The 15,512-nt window shown below is 58.7% G+C and carries 11 protein-coding genes; 5 read left to right on the top strand and 6 right to left on the bottom strand.

Translation table 11 applies throughout. The features are described 5' to 3' along the window. Positions 1-609: 609 nt before the first annotated feature. A complete protein-coding gene (locus ACIX8_RS09840; RefSeq protein ID WP_014265188.1) occupies positions 610-1,293 on the bottom strand; it encodes a 4'-phosphopantetheinyl transferase family protein in 684 nt (227 codons plus the stop codon). 108 nt (positions 1,294-1,401) lie between these two features. Here ACIX8_RS09840 and ACIX8_RS09835 point away from each other — a divergent pair, with 108 nt between their 5' ends. The 5 genes from ACIX8_RS09835 (at position 1,402) to ACIX8_RS09820 (ending at position 8,411) form a co-directional block, all read left to right on the top strand. After that, positions 1,402-1,623, top strand: coding sequence for a hypothetical protein (locus ACIX8_RS09835; RefSeq protein WP_014265187.1), 222 nt, complete (start codon positions 1,402-1,404; stop codon positions 1,621-1,623). A 270-nt stretch (positions 1,624-1,893) separates the two neighbouring features. Then, positions 1,894-3,423: a glycoside hydrolase family 28 protein gene (locus tag ACIX8_RS09830; protein WP_014265186.1), complete on the top strand. Its 1,530-nt coding sequence runs from the start codon at positions 1,894-1,896 to the stop codon at positions 3,421-3,423. A 23-nt stretch (positions 3,424-3,446) separates the two neighbouring features. After that, on the top strand, positions 3,447-6,398 hold the full coding sequence (locus ACIX8_RS09825; protein WP_014265185.1) for a DUF6298 domain-containing protein: 2,952 nt from the start codon (positions 3,447-3,449) through the stop codon (positions 6,396-6,398). Further along, complete coding sequence (locus ACIX8_RS26520) at positions 6,374-6,841, top strand: PDDEXK nuclease domain-containing protein (RefSeq protein ID WP_223295503.1); 468 nt, start codon at positions 6,374-6,376, stop codon at positions 6,839-6,841. Before ACIX8_RS09825 ends, ACIX8_RS26520 begins: the two co-directional genes overlap by 25 nt. Then, positions 6,810-8,411, top strand: a complete 1,602-nt coding sequence (locus tag ACIX8_RS09820; RefSeq protein ID WP_014265184.1) for a Na+/H+ antiporter — start codon at positions 6,810-6,812, stop codon at positions 8,409-8,411. Before ACIX8_RS26520 ends, ACIX8_RS09820 begins: the two co-directional genes overlap by 32 nt. A gap of 80 nt (positions 8,412-8,491) precedes the next feature. Here ACIX8_RS09820 and argE read toward each other — a convergent pair whose 3' ends face one another. The 5 genes from argE to hutH are packed head-to-tail and all read right to left on the bottom strand — an operon-like array spanning position 8,492 to position 15,504. Then, a complete protein-coding gene (gene argE, locus ACIX8_RS09815) occupies positions 8,492-9,625 on the bottom strand; it encodes an acetylornithine deacetylase (protein WP_014265183.1) in 1,134 nt (377 codons plus the stop codon). Further along, positions 9,622-11,025, bottom strand: coding sequence for a formimidoylglutamate deiminase (locus ACIX8_RS09810; protein ID WP_014265182.1), 1,404 nt, complete (start codon positions 11,023-11,025; stop codon positions 9,622-9,624). The genes argE and ACIX8_RS09810 overlap by 4 nt, the downstream gene beginning before the upstream one ends. After that, entirely contained in the window at positions 11,022-12,278 is a 1,257-nt protein-coding gene (hutI, locus tag ACIX8_RS09805) for an imidazolonepropionase (RefSeq protein ID WP_014265181.1), read from the bottom strand. Before hutI ends, ACIX8_RS09810 begins: the two co-directional genes overlap by 4 nt. Beyond that, the gene (gene hutU / locus ACIX8_RS09800) at positions 12,275-13,963 is read right to left on the bottom strand and encodes a urocanate hydratase (RefSeq protein ID WP_014265180.1); all 1,689 of its coding nucleotides are present in this window, start codon (positions 13,961-13,963) and stop codon (positions 12,275-12,277) included. Before hutU ends, hutI begins: the two co-directional genes overlap by 4 nt. Next, a complete protein-coding gene (hutH, locus tag ACIX8_RS09795; protein WP_014265179.1) occupies positions 13,963-15,504 on the bottom strand; it encodes a histidine ammonia-lyase in 1,542 nt (513 codons plus the stop codon). The genes hutU and hutH overlap by 1 nt, the downstream gene beginning before the upstream one ends. Positions 15,505-15,512: the final 8 nt, after the last annotated feature.

The raw sequence follows: 15,512 nt of genomic DNA, 5'->3' as shown, positions 1-15,512 counted from the left end.
AGCTCGCAGCCAGCTTCTACGGCCCAGCTGAAGCCATGTCCTTCCGAGTCTTGCCTCATGATGCGATTTGCACGGCTCAATTTTCAACCCAAAATAACAATCTGATGACACGCCCTGGAGATCTATGGAAAATCTTTGAACTAGTAGCTAACTATGGGTTTCAATCTTCACCAACAGGAAACCCTCTGAGTGGTGATCGATGACGCTATAGCGAAACAGAAAAGCTTTAGTTGAAAGGCAACAAGAATATCTGCTATTTACACAGCACGAGTGCGACATAAAAATGCGGGGCCCGGGAGGAAAAGAAGAAGAAGTTCTATAACTGATTCACGCTGATGACTAAGTGATGCGCTAGCCACAATTAAGAAGCGATAATATCGCCGGCAACCGGTATTGGTCCGCAGCGATTCCCTGCGCCCGGATCACGGGAACAAGCTTTTTGCATCGACGCACACAGGATTCCCTATCAGGATAGGACATAGGGCATAAAGCTTCGATATCGGCCCATGAATTCCAGCTCCATCGCAGCTTCTCAAGTGACACGCTTTTGCCGAGTTTTATAGTCTGGTAATCAGTGTAGCGCACCATGGAAAGAATCTATGGCGTGCATCAACCTCGGAACACAGGCTCCTGAAGATTCCCCGAAGACGCTCCGCCTGCAAGGACGATGGCCGTCAAAATATGCCTTCCCTCCACTAGATACCGGCCACGAAGGTGGGAGAGAATTTCGGGATAGTCTCTTATGAGCAAATCAACCTGGAAGGTCTGTTGATTGGAATCGATCGTGACCGAGGCCTCTTCAAAACCAAGCCAGGACTTCGTGAGCGGGTACCAGGTCTTGTAGACACTCTCCTTGATGCTGAAGAGCAGTCGATCCCAGCAAAGAGAGCCTGCGGGAAGTCTCCCCAAACGCTCCAGCTCCTCCGGACGAGCCACCAGCTCCAGGGTGCCCTCGGGCAGCGGCTCATTCACTTCGGCATCGATGCCGATCCCTGCGAACCTCTCCTGATAGGCGACTGCGGCAGCGCAATACCCTTCGCAGTGCGTAATGCTGCCAACGACCCCGGAGGGCCAGAGCGGCTCCCTCGCCGGTCCCCGCAACAGCGAAGAGACCGGAGTCCCCAGTCGCTCCAACGCGCTGCGAGCGCAGGTTCTTCCAGCGGTAAACTCCATGCGCCGTTTAAGCACGGCACCGCCGAGGGCCTTTTCTTCCTCCAGCGAAAGAGAGCCGCTGAAACTCTCTTCCTGCTGCACGAAGACTACGCCAAACGGCAAAAGATTCGAGATCGTCATTGCTTCAATAGCCTTCTGTACCCACACATAAAAGTAAAACTACAACCCTCAGCCCTGGCACAACACCTTGAGGGAAGCCCGCCACAGACGTATCATGGGAACAGCGCAATGCCTTTCCCGATCAAAACCTGTATCGTCTGCTCCGAAGAGTTCGAATTGAAACCGGACAAACCCGGCTTCGCCAATCGCTGCCCGCAGTGCAGCACCCCAGAAGCCATGGAGACCGGCGGCAAGCGCCGCATGGATGCCGACGAACGCAAGTCCATCAGCGAAGCCAACGAAGCCCGCAGGCAAGCCATGCGTAATCTTCTCTATCGCAAGGATAGCTAAACGTCGTTGCCTTAGCTCTTGCTGTTATCTTTGCTCTTGCTTTTCTGGCTTGTCATTCCCGTAGGGAATCTGCTTTTGCGGTTGCTTTTGCCTTTCTGGTTTTGTCATTCCGACCCTGAGCGTAGTCGAAGGGGAGCGAACCTGCTTCCTCCCGTTCTTCGCCAGCACCACCACAAACGTCACAGCTCACCCTCCCCTGTAAGGCACCCCAGCCGATTGGTCATACCAATCAGTTGACGGCCTTGGTGCGTCTATGTAACAAAGCTTGCGATGAGATTATTCAATATTCTCCTTGCGGCAACGCATTTCAACTCGAAAAAGAGCCTCGGGCAAACAAATCTTGCCTGTCAGACAGGCACGGTCGATAAGAGCCTGTCGCAGGTCCTCCGCAACCGCAAAAGCCAAAATCCCCCTAAATTCCCCAGAACGCTCCCAAATCGGCTCTGTCTCGCTCTCAGCGTGCTGGCCCTCTCATCCTCAAGCCTTCTCATCGCGCAGGATACCCGCACCGTCACAGAGCCAACGCTGCCTCCAGCCTGTGCCTCACTCGACGCGCAGCTCAACACAAGCGGCCACTCACTAGCCGCAGAAGACGAAAACAAACTCGATACCGCAAGAATCCAGAAGGCCCTCGATACCTGCACAAAAGGCCATGGAGTCGTCCTGCACACACACGACAAAGCGAACGCCTTCCTCAGCGGCCCTCTCGAACTACGCGAAGGCGTAACTCTGATCGTCGATAAGGGAGTAACCCTCTTCGCATCACGTGACGCCGCGGTCTTTGAAACCTCCCCAGGTAGTTGCGGAATCCTGAGCGAAACCCGTGGCGGATGCAAGCCACTGATCTCTGCAAAGCACGTATCGGGAGCGGGCGTGATGGGCGATGGAACCATCGATGGCCGAGGCGAAGAGCAGATTCTGGGCAAGGACCTTACCTGGTGGGGCCTCGCAGCGCAGGCTGGAAAGACAGGCCACCAGCAGTGCTTTCGCCTGATCGTCACCGACACCGCCGACAACTTCACGCTCTATCGGATCACGCTGAAGAACTCGCCCAACTTCCATGTCGTCTACAACCACGGCGACGGCTTTACCGTGTGGGCCTTGAAGATCGACACGCCACAGCGCAACGCTCCCAATACCGACGGCGTCGACCCAGGCGATGGAGCGAAGAACATCACCATTACCCATAGCTACATCCGCGCTGGCGACGACAACATCGCAATCAAAGGCGGAACCGGCGGATTGACCAACATGACTGTCAGCCACAATCACTTCTATTGGGGACATGGGATATCGATCGGCAGCGAGACCAATGGCGGCGTCAGCCAGATTCGCGTCTTCGATCTCTCGCTGGACGGCCCCGACAACGGCATTCGCATCAAGTCGAACGGATCGCGCGGCGGCTTGGTGCATGACGTCGTGTATGACGACGTCTGCGTGCGCAACTCCCGCAATCCCATTACGCTCGACACCGCCTATTCCGCCGCCGGAACGCTGAAAGGCAACTCACCCCCGAGCATGCGCGACGTTACGCTGCACCGTGTTCGTGTGTCGGGCGGCGGCAAGATCTCGTTCAACGGCTACGCCACGGACTACCGCATCGGAGCCAACCTCGACGATGTACTGCTGACCGATGCTCTGCCGTATCAGTACGTCATCAGCCACGCTGACCTGCACCTCGGCCCGGGCCCGGTGAATCTCCAGCTAGCGAACGGTACGGACTCAACAATTGACGGCAAGCCCGGGCAAGGCTCCGCAGCCTCCTGCACGGACAAGTTTGTTCCCTTCCCTCAACAGTGAATCGCCTTGATTCACAGATTGGAATGGTTGTGAGCCTTAGACAAGTACTCGTCGGCGCGCTTCTAGCAAGTGGATGCTGTATCGCTGCAGCCCAGGCGGCAAAGAACCCTGTCTCCATCGACTTCTCCTTCGCGGGATTCGAAGCCGGCAAGCCCATTCCCTCAGTCGCGGCGGTGCTTGCAGTAAAGCCCAGCGGCAAGGACGACACAGCACTGCTGCAATCGGCGATCGATCACATATCCGCAATGCCGGTACAAGCCAATGGCTTTCGCGGCGCCATCCTTCTCGAAGCGGGACAGTATCTCGTCGGAGGACAACTGCACCTGCGCGCCAGCGGCGTCGTACTCCGGGGCCGAGGATCGAAGACGACCCTCCTCGCTACAGGCAACAATCGCCGAACACTGATTGAAGTCGGTAGCCATACTGACTCAGAGATCGGCGATCCCGTCGCGATCACCGACGAAACCGTTCCAACCGGAGCCCGCTCCTTCAAAGTCGCCGACACCGCGGCCTTTCCCGTCGGAACGCACATCGTCGTGCGTCGGCCAAGCACCATCGAGTGGATCAAATCGCTGGGCATGACGGGCCTGCCTGGAACCTTCGCCAATGCGCGTCTCGACTGGCATCCCAGATCGCATGATCTGGTCTGGGACAGAACCGTCACAGCCGTCGATGCCGCAAGCGGCAGGATCGAGATCGACGCACCGATCACGACAGCCCTCGAAAAGCGATACGGCGGCGGTACCGTCGCAGCAGTGCGCACGAACGAGACGCCGCAGCACATCGGCATCGAAGCTCTCACGCTCGAATCGGCCTATGACACGCACTTTCCAAAAGACGAAGAACACTCCTGGATCGCGATCGCACTCGATCATGTCGAAGATGGCTGGGTAAGACAGGTTACAGCACGGCACTTCGTCGCCTCTGCTGTGCGAACGGGACTACGGGCTCGACGTATCACCATCGCGGACTGCCGCTTTGAAGCGCCCATCTCCGAGGTCGGCGGGTATCGCCGCCAGGCCTTCGTGGTCTACGGACAGCAGGTGCTGGTCGAGCGCTGCCACAGCGAGGCAGGCATGAATGACTTTGCTACCGGCCTACTGGCCGCAGGCCCCAATGTCTTTCTCGACTGCGACGCCTCAGGATCGCTGGGTGCCAGCGGCGCGTTCGAAGGTTGGGCCTCGGGCGTACTCTACGAGAACGTGCATGTCCCCGATGCCAGTGTTCAACTGATCCTCGACCAGACCCGCGCGCAAGGTGCTGGCTGGACCGCAGCTAACTCCGTGCTTTGGAACGTGACGGCAAAATCCGTAGAAGCCAAAGGACCGCCTGAAGCGCCAAACTTTGCGATACATTCCGAGCAGCCGCTCTATCAGGTCGAGCTAGCAGCACGCGGCATAACGACCTCCGCCGACACCATTCCTCAGGACAAGAGCACGCCGCCTCTCTTCAAAGCTGAACGGCCGACTTCCACTCCGGAACCCGCCGAACATCCCTTCTCTATCGTCAACGGACGTTTTGTGATGGACGGCCAGGTAGCCTGGGGAGAGTCGCAAGGCGAAGCCTGGTGGAAAGGCGATACCTCACCAGCCACCGCGGTCCTGACCACAGGCTCGAGCATCACTCGCTTCATGCCGGGACAGGTCGGCCCAGGCCTGACCGAAGACCTTCCTGAGTTTGCTACACGCTTGAAAGCCAAAGGTGTGATCTTCCTGCAGGTGGGGCCGGGGCTCTGGTATGAACACCGTCGCGACGCGCACATGATCGACCATGAGCCAGACGGCAACGTCTGGGCACCGTTCTTCGAGATGCCGTGGGCCCGCAGCGGCAAAGGCACAGGGTGGGATGGCCTAAGCCTCTTCGATGTCTCCCACTACAACCCCTGGTACTTCGAACGGCACCGCGAGTTCGCGAAGCTCGCCGCCCAACAGGGCCTCATCGTCTACTTCGACCTCTACAACGATCACAACGTACTTGAGATCGGCCCCCACTGGGCTGACTTCCCCTGGCGCCCCGCGAACAACATCAACGACACAGGCCTGCCCGAGCCGCCGCCCTACCATCCGGGAGGGACGAGACTCGACGTCGGCAACGAGTTCTTCAGCGTCAGCTATGCCCCGCTGCGGAAGCTGCACCACGACTACATCCTCCACGTGCTCGACGAGCTGGGCGACATGCCGAATGTGATCTTCGGCGCGGCGTATCAGTATGCGGGACCTCTGGAGTTCGAGCAGTTCTTTCAGGACACCGTGGCCGAATGGGAGAAGCAGCACCACCGCCATGTGCGCCTCGCATTGACCACGAGCAAACAGACAACAGACGCGATCCTCGCCGACCCGGTACGCTCAAAGCAGATCGCAGCCGTCGACATGCGCTATTGGATCTACGAGCCGGACGGCACGCTGTTCGCTCCAAAGGCCGGCGAGAATCACGCCTTCCGTGAGCTCATCAGCAAGCAGTTCCCAGGCTACACTGATACGCCTCCGCCGACAACGCCGGAGTTGGTCTACAAGCAGGTTCGCGAGTACCGCGATCGCTATCCCAACATAGCATTTGTCCCCATGGAAAGCGGTGCCGGACCTCTGCCAATCCTCATGGGCGGCGCGGCTTCACAGTCGTCTCTTCGTGGCCGCACATCCCTCTACAAAGACAATCCCTCAGATGCCATGATCGATCAATTCATCCATGACCATCTGGCAACTGCATTGATGAAGCTGAGCCCAGTCGATGGCATAGTGTCCGATGCAACCCACAACTGGGTTCTTGCCGGAGCGGCGAACGATCCGGTGCTGATCGATACACGTTCTGGAAGCAACCTCACCTTAGCGAAGGCTCTTCCACACCCCGCCTATCACGGCCTCTGGTTCAACCCCAGGACGGGAACATCGAAAGAAGCTGCCACCATCTCAGGCCAGGCAGGCACCGTAATCGAAAAGCCTGACGCCGGAGAATGGCTGCTGCTTCTCCAGCAATAGATCGCTCTCAACCGGACGCTCAAAGATCCATACAACTTCGATTTCCTGACGCTACCTCTAGTACCCAGGAGCGCGAGTTGGAACGAGGTTTGCTCCTCCACCTCCGTGATCTATTTCTGGAATTGGGCCGTGGATTCGCTTTCGTGGGGAGTCAATTTGAACCGAAGACGTTATTGAAGGCTATTGCCAGAGATGCCGGTTGCCATCGTACCCGCGCATACCTGTATGTCCTGGGTGGAAGGCTCTTGCACGACGAAGCTCTCGCCAACGTTGGCGGCCGCCGCGTTGACCTCGTTGAACGTGAGGGGGTAGCCCGCGGCGGTGTTGCGCTTGCGCGAGATAATAGGGAATGTCCCGTCTGCCCTACGATCTCGAAAAATGCGCCTTCGTGGCGCTTCCCGGAGAGCACTCGTGACGCCCGGCGGTGGAGTACAGTCTGTTGAGACCGTAGTTCTTCTGCTCCTGGTCTTTGTCGCCATGTTTGCCGCCCTGGCGCGCAGGCTAAAGATCCCGTATCCAATTTTGTTGGTCACTGCCGGATTATTGCTTGGGTTTGTGCCTGGAATGCCGCGCATCGATCTAGATCCGGACATTGTGTTCCTGGTTTTTCTTCCGCCCCTGCTTCACGCTGCAGCCTGGACGCTTTCCTGGCGCGAATTCCAAAGGAATTTTTCGAGTATTGCGAAGCTAGCCGTGGGTCTGGTCTTTTTCACAATCCTGGGGCTGGCAATGACGGCGGGAAAAATCCTGCCGGGATTCGATTGGCGATCGGCCGTGCTTCTCGGGGCGGTAGTGGCTGCAACCGACGCTATCGCGGCTACATCGATCGCTCGTCGCCTCGGCATCCCCCAATCGATCGTCGAGATTCTGGAAGCGGAGAGTCTTGTAAACGATGGCACAGGCCTTGTCGCCCTGCAATTTGGCCTGCTCCTTCTTGCGACGGGAAGAACTCCGTCCCCCATCGAGACAGTGGGACGGTTAGTTTTCCTGATTGGAGGAGGAGTACTCATTGGCCTGGCAGTCGGTGCAATCGTAGCGTGGTTTGAGACGTGGGTCGATGACGGCGGCATTGAGATCATCATCAGCCTCCTGGTTCCGTATGCAACTTACCTATTGGGAGCACGGATGAGGGTGTCCGGTGTCATCGCGGTGATTGCATGCAGCATGTACATGAGCCGGAAAAGCGTTACCTATATGTCTCCTGGCGTGAGGCTGCAGGCAGCAGCAGTCTGGGATGCGTTAACTTTCATCTTGAACGGCATCGTCTTTGTTTTGATCGGTCTTCAGTTGCCCTATGTCATGGGGCAGATCCACGGAATGAGTCATTCCGTACTGCTTCGATATGGCATCGGTTTTAGCTTAGCCATGATCGCTATCCGAATGCTCTGGGTCTTCGGAGAAACCTACGTTTCATATGCATTGCAGCGGTGGGCACAGAAAATTAAGGTTGAACCTCCGTCTCCTGGAGCTACCTTCATCATTGGTTGGGGAGGGATGCGGGGAGTGCTCTCTCTGGCCGCAGCAGTCTCGTTGCCCTATACGCTGCCACAGCGGAGCATGATTATCTATTTGGCGTTCTGTCTGATCTTCGCCACTCTTGTGATTCAAGGGTTGACGATGCCCTCGTTAATCCGGCTGCTGGGACTGTGCGGTGCGCCATCTTCCCACAAGGAAGAGCAGGAAGCTCGGCGAGTGCTCCTGAGAGAGGCAGTGGCGCACCTAAGCCGCAGACGCGTCAAGAAAAAGGATCAGTCGGCCATGTTCAGCGAAATCATCGCTATGTATCAAAAAAGACTTGATTCCCTTCCGCCAGAAAGTGAAGGGGCATCGGTTGGCAATGTCGACTACTCCGATCGGAAAGCGGCCATGATGGATGTGCTTCAGGTTGAGCGGAACGCTCTTATTCGTTTGCGTGACGATGGACAGATCAGCGAAGAAGCGTTGCGAGCACTTCAGTACGAACTGGACTTGACTGAAAGTCGTATCCATACCGCAGGAACCCTGGAGGGGTAGCTTTCGTATGGCTGGTGATGCGAAATACCCGCAGAACTGCCGTTCGATAGCATGATGGGAGGATCAGGCTGCTCCCAGTTTTAGACACGATTCTTAGGGAACATCAGGCTCTTCAATACGGCGGCGGCCTTCTCCAATTCAGCCACAGGAACGCGCTCCCTGTCACTATGAGCCGTTTGCATATCCCCCGGTCCAAAGACGACTGTCTCTTCCGCAATGGGCGCGAACACGCTTGCCTCAGAGCCAAAAGGGATGGAAGCCGGCGCCTGTCCCGTCTTCTCAACAAGCGTTTGCACCAACGTGGATATTTCAGCCGTCTCGAAGCCAGCCTGCTGACGAAGTGAGTGAATCGTGCATCGGATTCGGGAATCTCTTTGCTGAAGAGCCTCCGCGTAGCTTTGCAAGGCTGCGGGGATGAATTCGGGGTCAAGTCCTGGAACGGGCCGCCATTCGACCAGAAACCTGCACTCGCCGGCGATGATGTTCTTCGCTGTCCCACCTTCGACGGTGCCAACGTTCACGGTGGTATAGGCGGGGTGAAAGAGGTCATGCGTCTGCTCTCTCAACTGCACAGCAAGCTCTTCAATCGATCGAATCATCCGGCTAGCCGCGAAGATCGCGGAGGCTCCCTGCTCGGGGTGTGCGCTGTGGGCTTCGATTCCCTGCACCACAACCTCGGAGAGACAATATCCCTTTCCGGCGCGGGCGGCATGCAGCGATGTCGGCTCCCCGACGACCAGGCGCCTGGGCCTGATGGTGTCCTGTGCAAGCAGATGCCTGGCCCCCACGCAGCCGATCTCTTCATCTGCCGTCAGGACAATTCGTAACCCTTCCGCCCAATCGCCGTGAGGCTGCAATGCGGCTGCCTGCAACAGGCACGCGAGGAACCCTTTTACATCGCACGCCCCGCAACCATAGATATGCTCTTCGTCGGCGAAGGGCTCGAGCGCCCCCTCCCAGGAGGATGAAAACGGGACCGTATCGGTATGACATACGAAGGCAAGGTCAACCGACTGAGCTGAGACATCCTGCCGGGGCGGGGCTGCGATCAAATTGACCTTCTCGACAGCGTTCGCGTCAACGTAGGCAAGTTCGCGTGTACTCCAACCTGCCTGATGCAGCACGTTCCGGGCGTAGTCCACAACGGCGCGATTGCTCGATGCCGATACAGACCGGATTCGGATGAGGTCGAGAAGATAGTCTGCTGCAGTCATCTCTTCACCCCAAAGCCCGGTGTGTCCTTCCAAACGCTGCGATGGACCTCCTGGTAGCGAGCGACGATCTCCTCCTCCAGCGCGTGCTTTCCATCTCTCAGGATTTGTTTGCCACTGACGAAGACATCCTTGATCGCCGATCGATTGAGGCCAAACATGAGAATCTGCAGAAGGTCCTCGCCGCTGTGACCTGCGATGGATAGATCGTTCAGGTCCACCGTGATGAAGTCTGCGGAAGAATCCTGAGTGAATGACCCGCTGTCGAGACCGAGAGATCGTGCCCCGTTGACAGTCGCACAAGCAAAGAGCCTGGCGGACAGGGACTGCCCCTCGATCTGATCGAGAATGGCCCGCTGCTGCTGCATCAGGCGCAGGTGGTAGTCGAGTTGGCGAGCATCCTCCAAAGGGTCTATCTGCGCCTGGCTATCCGAGCCAAGCGCAATGCGGATGCCGGCCCGCATCGCGCTCTCCGCTGCAAGAATGCCGTCGCCAAGATTCCTCTCTGTCGTCGGGCAGGAGCAGATGGTGCCCTGAGCCTCCGCCAGCCTAGCGATCTCTTCGTCCGTGATATGAATCGCGTGAACGGCCGTGAAATCCGGCCCGAGTAATTTTTCGTCGTGCAACAGCGCGAGCGGCGTTCTTCCATACTCGCGCACGCAGGCTGCATTCTCAGCAAGCTGCTCGGCGACGTGCATATGAACCGGCAGATCTTTCGAGCGAGCCCAGGCAACAATTGGATGGAGAGCGTCCAGGGGCACCGCACGAACGCTGTGCGGCGCGATGCCGAACCGGACGCCGTGAGGATCGTGGGAGTATGTGCCGATCAAGGCCTCAGCATTCCTGCAGAAGTCGGACGCCGTCTCAAAGAAGCGTGTCTGGCCGGGATCGGGTGACAGTTCAAAGCCGGAACGGAGGTAGGCGGAACGCAACAGGACAATGCGTATTCCAACGGAGCGGGCAGCGTCGATGACCTGCCGTCCCAGAAGATTCGGGTCTTCGTACGGGGTTCCGTCTGGCGCCGTGTGGAGATAGTGGAACTCTCCGACGGTTGTCGTTCCCGCTTTGACCATCTCCAGAAAGGCCATACGCGCCACGTCGTAGACATCCTGCGGCGAGAGACTGGCGGCAGCGTGATACATCGTGCCGCGCCACGACCAGAAATCTTTGCCGCTTGTCACACGCGATTCGGACTTGCCACGAATCAGTCTTTGAAAGGCGTGCGAGTGAACATTCACAAACCCGGGGAGCACGGCCTTATTCTTCAGCTCGATGACGGCTGAAGAGGAGCGCTCGACGGCCGTAGCGATTTCAATCTTTCCATCCGGACCAACGCAAAGACTCAAGCCTGACTTGAACGTGCCGGAGTCGAACAGAAGAGCCGGACTGTAGCGCGTCGTCATTTCGGTCCCTCCATCCGTTGTGCAGCGTTCGTCCTCGCCTTTGATCCTGCGATCCAAACGTCCTCCACCGGATTCGCGCCAAGAAGATAGACCAACTCCCGCCAATCACGTCCTTTCAGCACAACGAAGTCCGCGGGCAGGCCAGCCTCGATTCGTCCTGCATTCTCCAACCCGAGAGCTGCCGCCGCGTTGACCGTTCCTGCAACCAAAGCCTCCTCGGCCGAGAGACCGTTCAGCCGCACCGCAAGCGCGAGGGCTGCCGAGATCGAGAAGAGCGGACTTGACCCGGGGTTTAGATCAGTCCCGACTGCAACAGACGCCCCAGCATCGATCAAACCACGTCCGGGCGCACTTGGAATCCCGAGATGAAGAGATACTCCGGGCAGCAGCGTTGCTATGGTGTTGCTCGCAGCCAGCTGCGGATACTGATCTGGCCGGCAGACCTCCAGATGATCGACGCTTAGAGCCCCCAGCTCCAGCGCAAGCTCAAGACCACCGACGGAGTGGAATTGCTCAGCGTGCATCTTGATGCCGAGGCCATTCAAGAGCGCGCAGGAGAGTACCCTTTCTGCTTCGTCAGCCTGCCACGCCTCGCGGTCCACGAAGATGTCTACAGCGCTCGCTAAGGCCGTGTTTGCTACCTCTGGGATGAGTTCGCTGGTGATCTGGTCGAGGTAAGAGAGGCGCTTGTGAGCCTCCGGCGGCGGAATATGGATGAGCAGCGTTGGAACAAGCCTGGCTGGAAGCTTGGCTTGCAGCTGGCGAATCGCTTCCAGCATTTTGATCTCTGCAGATGGGGTGAAGCCGTAGCCGGATTTGACCTCAATGACTGTCGCTCCCGATTCCATCAGGGCGAGCAGGCGTGGAAGCGCAAGAGCCACCAGTTCCTCTTGCGTTGCACTTTGTGTTGCGCCGATCGTGCTGCGAATTCCGCCGCCGCCAGCAAGAATCTCCTCGTAGGACGAACCGGAGGTCCGCAGCGCGAAGTCCGCAAGCCGGTCACCGGCCCAAACAGCATGGGTATGAGGATCGACAAGGCCAGGCACGACGGCACGACCGCCCAAGTCGACGACCGAAGCCGCCTGGCCATGCCAGTCCTCGGCCCGTCCTACCCATACAAAACGCGCTTGGTCGATCGCCAACGCCGCGTTCTCAAGGCAGACGATATCGCTCATGGCAACTCCACGCCTGGGTCCTAGCCCTTGGGCCGAGACTACCTGCGTGATGCCGGTGATGAGGGTTTCGACGTTCATCTCGCCCCTGGTGTGGGTTTCATACTCGGCATATCGAGGCCCCGTTCCCCTGCAATGCGCTGGGCCTTCTCATATCCTGCGTCGGCATGACGGATGACGCCCAACCCCGGATCGTTCGTAAGACAGAGCCGCAACCGCTCCTCAGCTTCGTCGCTTCCGTCGGCGACAGCGACAAGCCCGGCGTGCTGGCTGTAGCCCATGCCGACACCGCCGCCATGATGAAAGCTCATCCACGCGGCGCCACTGGCTATTCCGGTTGCGAAGTTGAGCAACGCCCAATCAGAGACGGCGTCCGACCCGTCGAGCATGGCTTCTGTCTCTCGATAAGGACTGGCGACGGAACCCGCATCCAGATGATCTCTGCCAATGACGATCGGCGCGGAGAGAGTGCCCTCGCGCACCATCTTATTGAAGAGCAGCCCGGCTCGATCGCGTTCGCGGTAACCCAGCCAGCAGATGCGCGCAGGCAGTCCCTGAAAGGCGACCTGCCCGGAAGCGAATCGCAGCCACTCCTGGAGCCGCACATCGTCAGGAAAGAGCTTGAGCAGTGCTTCGTCGGTCTTAGCAATGTCGGCGGGGTCACCCGAGAGCGCAACCCACCGGAACGGACCTCGCCCTTCGCAGAAGGAATCCCGGATGAAGGCAGGGACGAACCCTGGATACGAGAAAGCGTCGTCCACACCGGCGAGTTTTGCCTGGGCCCGCAGATTATTCCCATAGTCAAAGGCGATGGCGCCCCTCTTCTGCATTGTGAGAATCGCGCCGACATGATTGACGATGGCTATGTTCACCCGCTCCTTATAGAGCTTCGGGTTCTGTTCCCGCAGCGTGTTCACGTCCTCGTCAGCCCGGGTGGGCGGAAGGTAGCCCCACATCGGGTCGTGAGCACTGGTCTGGTCGGTAACCAGGTCAGGGGTGAATCCCATCTGCACCATCTTCGGCAAAATCTCCGCAGCGTTGCCCTGAAGCCCTATCGAAAGGGCCGTGCGGCTCTTCTTCGCGTCACTCGCCAGAGCGATGGCCTCGGGGAGAGACGTCGTGGCGCGGTCCAGATAGCGGGTCTTCAAACGCCGCTCGATGCGGCTGGCGTCCACTTCAATACAGAGGCTCACACCTCCCGCCAGCTTCACCGCCAGTGGCTGGGCTCCGCCCATGCCGCCGAGGCCGGCTGTGACCGTGATGGTGCCGGCCAGGGTGTCGTTGAAGTGTTGCTTGGCCGCGCTCTTGAAGGTCTCGTAGGTACCCTGCAGAATGCCCTGTGTCCCGATATAGATCCACGATCCCGCAGTCATCTGCCCGTACATCATCAATCCGGCTCGATCGAGCCGGTCGAACTCTTCCCAGTTCGCCCATTTGGGTACAAGGTTGGAGTTTGCAATCAAGACGCGCGGAGCGAGCCGATGGGTCTCCACCACCCCAACAGGCTTGCCCGACTGGATCAGCAACGTCTGGTTGTTCTCCAGCCGGTCGAGCGTCTCGATGATCTTGTGATAACACTCCCAATTACGAGCGGCCTTGCCGCGGCCGCCATAGACGATCAGCTCTTCGGGCTTCTCGGCAACCTCTGAGTCGAGATTGTTCATCAGCATCCGCTTGGCGGCTTCCTGAATCCAGCCCTTGGCCGTGCGCGTGTTGCCGCGCGGCGCCTTAATCGGAACGTAGCCCGGAACCAGGTCGCCAGCCATTAGTGAACCTCCACGAGGGAATGGCTGCGGGTACGAAACCCATCTGCCGCAAGGAAGTCGGCGGCACGCTGCATGGGCCCTGACAGAACCTGATCTTCCTTCCAGGCTGGAACACTCTCCCGAAACGCGGCCTTCGCGGCTTCGAGGACCGGCGTCGTCCTCTGCCGTCGAAAGTCCAATGCCCGCGTCGCGGCGAGGACCTCGATCGCAACCACCATCTCCGCCAGACGCGCGCTCTGCTGCAACTTGAGGGCTGAGGTCATTCCCATGCTCACGAAGTCCTCCTGATTGCCGCTGGTCGGGATCGACCCGACAGAGGCCGGTCCGGCCAGCACTCGCATCTCTGCCACCAGGGCCGCGGCGGTCACCTGGGCCATCATCAGGCCCGACTCGATCCCCGGACGATCCGCGAGGAACGCAGGCAGTTCCTCATTCAACGTTGGATTGAGCAATCGCTCCGTACGCCGTTCCGAGATCCCCGCCAGTTGATAAATCGCAATGGCGAGATAGTCGAGTGCCAAAGCCAGCGGAGCTCCATGAAAGTTCCCGCCCGATACGATCTGGCTCGGCAGTTCCAGGTCTCTCTCGTTCACGAAGACGAGGGGGTTGTCGGTAGCGGCATTCAACTCGATCGTAAACACTCGGCGCGCCTCTGCGAACGTGTCCCATGCGGCTCCATGCACTTGCGGGATGCACCGCAGACAGTACGCATCCTGTATCCGCGCTCCGCCGGTTCCCTGAGTCCTTCGTATCGGGCTATCCTCCAGGAGAGCCAGTAGATGCTGCGCGCTTAGCCTCTGGCCTGCGTGCGGCCGGGCGTTGTGCAGCCGCGCATCCAGCGCGGCGGGAGTGCCGCCCAACGCTTCCATGCTGAATGCGGCTGCTGTTTGCGCAGAGTGGAAGAGAGCTTCCAAACGGACCAGTTCGAGACAGCCAATCGACAACATGGCCTGGGTTCCATTGAGGAGCGATATCCCTTCTTTCGCAAGGAGTTTGATCGGATCCAAACCGGCCCGCTCCAGACACTCCACCGCGGGAAGAACCTCGCCGCGATATTCGGCGGATCCTTCGCCGATCAGCACGAGCGCCATATGCGCAAGAGGAGCAAGATCGCCACTCGCGCCGACGCTTCCACGCGATGGAACGACCGGAGTAATGTCATGGTTGAGCAGATCGCAGATCCGTTCGGCGACGATGGGACGAATGCCCGACAAGCCTTTAGCAAGAACGTTCGCCCGAATCAGCATCATCCCGCGAACGACATCCCTGGGCAGCGGCTCACCGACCCCGCAGCAGTGAGACCGGACGAGATTGATCTGCATCTGCTCCAACTCGTCTTCGTCGAGGCGAATGTTGGCCAACAGACCCACCCCGGTATTAAGCGCATAGACAGGCTGGTTCCCGGACATCGCCACCTCCACCGACCTGCGTGAAGCGATCATGGCAGCCATGGCTGCGGGTGAAATCTCAACCCGTCCCTGGCCGCAAGCCACGGCGACAACGTCTTCAACTGTCAAACTCCGACCGTCCAACTGAATCATGAACGAAT

The sequence above is a fragment of the Granulicella mallensis MP5ACTX8 genome (genome assembly GCF_000178955.2).
GTDB lineage: Bacteria > Acidobacteriota > Terriglobia > Terriglobales > Acidobacteriaceae > Granulicella > Granulicella mallensis.
Note: the sequence above shows the minus strand (reverse complement) of the source record. Positions and strands in the feature narration are given on the sequence as shown.

Bases quoted from the DNA above. Each gene is read 5' to 3' on its own strand.
- ACIX8_RS09840 (WP_014265188.1), bottom strand. From the start codon at position 1,293: ATGACGATCTCGAATCTTTTGCCGTTTGGCGTAGTCTTCGTGCAGCAG.
- ACIX8_RS09835 (WP_014265187.1), top strand. From the start codon at position 1,402: ATGCCTTTCCCGATCAAAACCTGTATCGTCTGCTCCGAAGAGTTCGAA.
- ACIX8_RS09830 (WP_014265186.1), top strand. From the start codon at position 1,894: ATGAGATTATTCAATATTCTCCTTGCGGCAACGCATTTCAACTCGAAA.
- ACIX8_RS09825 (WP_014265185.1), top strand. From the start codon at position 3,447: ATGGTTGTGAGCCTTAGACAAGTACTCGTCGGCGCGCTTCTAGCAAGT.
- ACIX8_RS26520 (WP_223295503.1), top strand. From the start codon at position 6,374: ATGGCTGCTGCTTCTCCAGCAATAGATCGCTCTCAACCGGACGCTCAA.
- argE (WP_014265183.1), bottom strand. From the start codon at position 9,625: ATGACTGCAGCAGACTATCTTCTCGACCTCATCCGAATCCGGTCTGTA.
- ACIX8_RS09810 (WP_014265182.1), bottom strand. From the start codon at position 11,025: ATGACGACGCGCTACAGTCCGGCTCTTCTGTTCGACTCCGGCACGTTC.
- hutI (WP_014265181.1), bottom strand. From the start codon at position 12,278: ATGAACGTCGAAACCCTCATCACCGGCATCACGCAGGTAGTCTCGGCC.
- hutU (WP_014265180.1), bottom strand. From the start codon at position 13,963: ATGGCTGGCGACCTGGTTCCGGGCTACGTTCCGATTAAGGCGCCGCGC.
- hutH (WP_014265179.1), bottom strand. From the start codon at position 15,504: ATGATTCAGTTGGACGGTCGGAGTTTGACAGTTGAAGACGTTGTCGCC.